A 2,312-nucleotide genomic window follows, 5' to 3' on the forward strand; every position below is an offset into this window, starting at 1 on the left:
GGAGCAGTTGGTAGCTCGTCGGGCTCATAACCCGAAGGTCGCACGTTCGAGTCGTGTCCCCGCTACCAAAAGGTAGTCTGAAGTCGTCAGTACCGAGTCCTGAGTCTAATTGACTCGAGACTAAAGACTCAGGACTTATTTTAAATGGCCCGTTCGTCTAGGGGTGAGGACGCCAGATTTTCATTCTGGAAACAGGGGTTCGATTCCCCTACGGGCTACAAGCTTTCTGATCGAAACATGTAAAAGCCTGCAAATCTTTGATTTGCAGGCTTTTATCTTAAAGAACTATCAAATAGTCAATTTTTCCTGTATACAAATTTTGTACTCAGAGCGGGCACCTAACTTTTATAGTTTTTTTATTTGTTATTGATCTTTTTTTTCAATAATTCGCCAAATGCAGGCTCCTGAGGTTTTTCATTACCATCAGAAAACTTTATTCCGGCTTTCTCAAACTCACCGATTAATCTTTTATCGAAATCTGCGGTGTAGGATGCAAATGATAAAGAATCTTTTTCTTCCGGAATCGTCTTAAAAGGAACCTGCGATTCTTTAAACCTGTGTAAAGTGGCTTTGGTACCGTCGTTACCCTCAAGAAGTACGGAGTCACCGGAGTATGTAATCTTTGCCGCGTATTGATTTGTAAGGTATTTTAAGGAATCATTTTCTATTTTATAAGGAAGCTTGAACCGGCCAACTTTCTGATTATAGAAAACGATGTCTTGCGAATCAATATCAAATTCGCTATATCCATTTGCCAATGAAAATCTATGCCATTTTCCAATTATTGATTTTTTATTTCCTTCTGTATTTTTAACATTAGGTGAATCGCAGGCAGAGAGCGCAAAAATAAAAAAAGCAAGAAAATAAAGTATTGATCTGATCATAACTAATTGTTAACTAATACTAATGAGGAATTCTTAATCCGGGTAAGTGATAGAACACACCTGCACTAAATACTGCCCAGCTTTTTGCCAGGCAGTAGAGGTATGTTATGAATTTAAACCAGTGTTTATTGCGCCCAGATGGTACAGTTAATATTGCCATTGGTATTAGATCCCCAAGTCTCTGAAACCATAATAGCCGGAATATTTAACTGGCCAAGCGTATACCCTAAACTTTTCCATTTCTGATAATGGTTGGCAAAAGTAATGACATGATTTTGTTTGGTAGAAGTTTTGTTAACCTTGGAACTATAAATCTGCCTGAAACCGTCACCACCATCAATATTTTTACCGGTCATCAAACGGGTCCATACATTATAACCCGCACCATCACTTTCAAATGTTCCTAAATAAGTGCCATCGTGGGGCGATACTGTACCCCATGTTTCATTTACATAATATTCATAGTAAGGACTTCTGCTCCATCCATACCAGCCGAAAGTACCACCACCAGAGTTTGAATAAGCGCTAAGATTATATCCTATTTTGTAGGTTGCAGAACCTGCAGAATAACCCTTGCCACAGGTAAAATTACCATTGAATCCGTTCCAGTTAACGCTGTAATTTCCGGCAGCGCCATTGGCATAATTAACTGTACCGGTAGCTCCATCACTTTTCCAAAGTGACCAAAAGAAGCCGTTATTTGTACCTGACTGGTAGGTTTCTACCTTGGCTTCAGGTTTAGAGGTAAGATTTTTAGCAGCAACCACCCCGGCCTCTTGTTTTTTACAGCCGGTTAACATTGTAGAGCATGCAAGCACTGTGATTGCAGCTGCACCAAAAGCAACTTTCCTGGTTACTCTTGTAAGCGAGTTTTGTTTTTTCATAATGGGATATATTTGGTTAATGAATGAAACAAAAGAAGCATATTTAGAATTAGAACATTGCTAAAAATTAACATATTTGTGGTACAAATGTTCAATTCTATACTAATTTTAAACTATATTAAAATGCGCACATATGTTTACACGCTGTATTATTAAAAATAAAATAAATTGTAGTTTTACGCAGCTTAAAATATAGTCATAAATTTTTTTACATGGAATAACGTTCTAAATAGTTGTTTGCGAACGTCTGGTGATGGATTTTTATAATATTAAAAAGGCTATTAGATATGGTTTAGGGTTATAGCATAAATTATTCTTATTGTACAGCATACCATTTCTTGTTTAATGATTAAAATTTACATAAGGTAAATCTTAGAAAAAATCAAAATCTTAACTACAGGCTAAAACCACAAAAAATATAATAAAAAACTACAAATTAATTATAAAAAAAATAGCATCGGGTGAAAGAGGGCACTGAAAAAGTGGACTTAAAATAGTCTGTTTTTGCAAAGCGGATGAATGAGTGCTGAACTCTTCATCCGCT

Annotated in this window: 2 protein-coding genes and 1 tRNA gene; 1 reads left to right on the forward strand and 2 read right to left on the reverse strand. The window is 36.5% G+C overall.

Annotation, left to right across the window (positions count from 1 at the left end):
- Positions 1–146: 146 nt before the first annotated feature.
- A tRNA-Glu gene (locus GJU39_RS23210) sits at positions 147–218 on the forward strand.
- Positions 219–356: 138 nt separating this feature from the next.
- On the opposite strand, the gene GJU39_RS23215 is transcribed toward GJU39_RS23210, so the two are convergent.
- Both GJU39_RS23215 and GJU39_RS23220 read right to left on the reverse strand, forming a co-directional pair.
- Positions 357–884: a hypothetical protein gene (locus GJU39_RS23215; RefSeq protein ID WP_154283367.1), complete on the reverse strand. Its 528-nt coding sequence runs from the start codon at positions 882–884 to the stop codon at positions 357–359.
- Between the two features lie 125 nt (positions 885–1,009).
- Positions 1,010–1,768: a glycoside hydrolase family 11 protein gene (locus GJU39_RS23220; protein ID WP_154283368.1), complete on the reverse strand. Its 759-nt coding sequence runs from the start codon at positions 1,766–1,768 to the stop codon at positions 1,010–1,012.
- Positions 1,769–2,312: the final 544 nt, after the last annotated feature.

The sequence above is a fragment of the Pedobacter petrophilus genome, from assembly GCF_009674725.1.
GTDB classification, from domain to species: domain Bacteria; phylum Bacteroidota; class Bacteroidia; order Sphingobacteriales; family Sphingobacteriaceae; genus Pedobacter; species Pedobacter petrophilus.

Coding starts and splice junctions, on each gene's coding strand:
- GJU39_RS23220 (WP_154283368.1), bottom strand. CDS start 1,768: ATGAAAAAACAAAACTCGCTTACAAGAGTAACCAGGAAAGTTGCTTTT.
- GJU39_RS23215 (WP_154283367.1), bottom strand. CDS start 884: ATGATCAGATCAATACTTTATTTTCTTGCTTTTTTTATTTTTGCGCTC.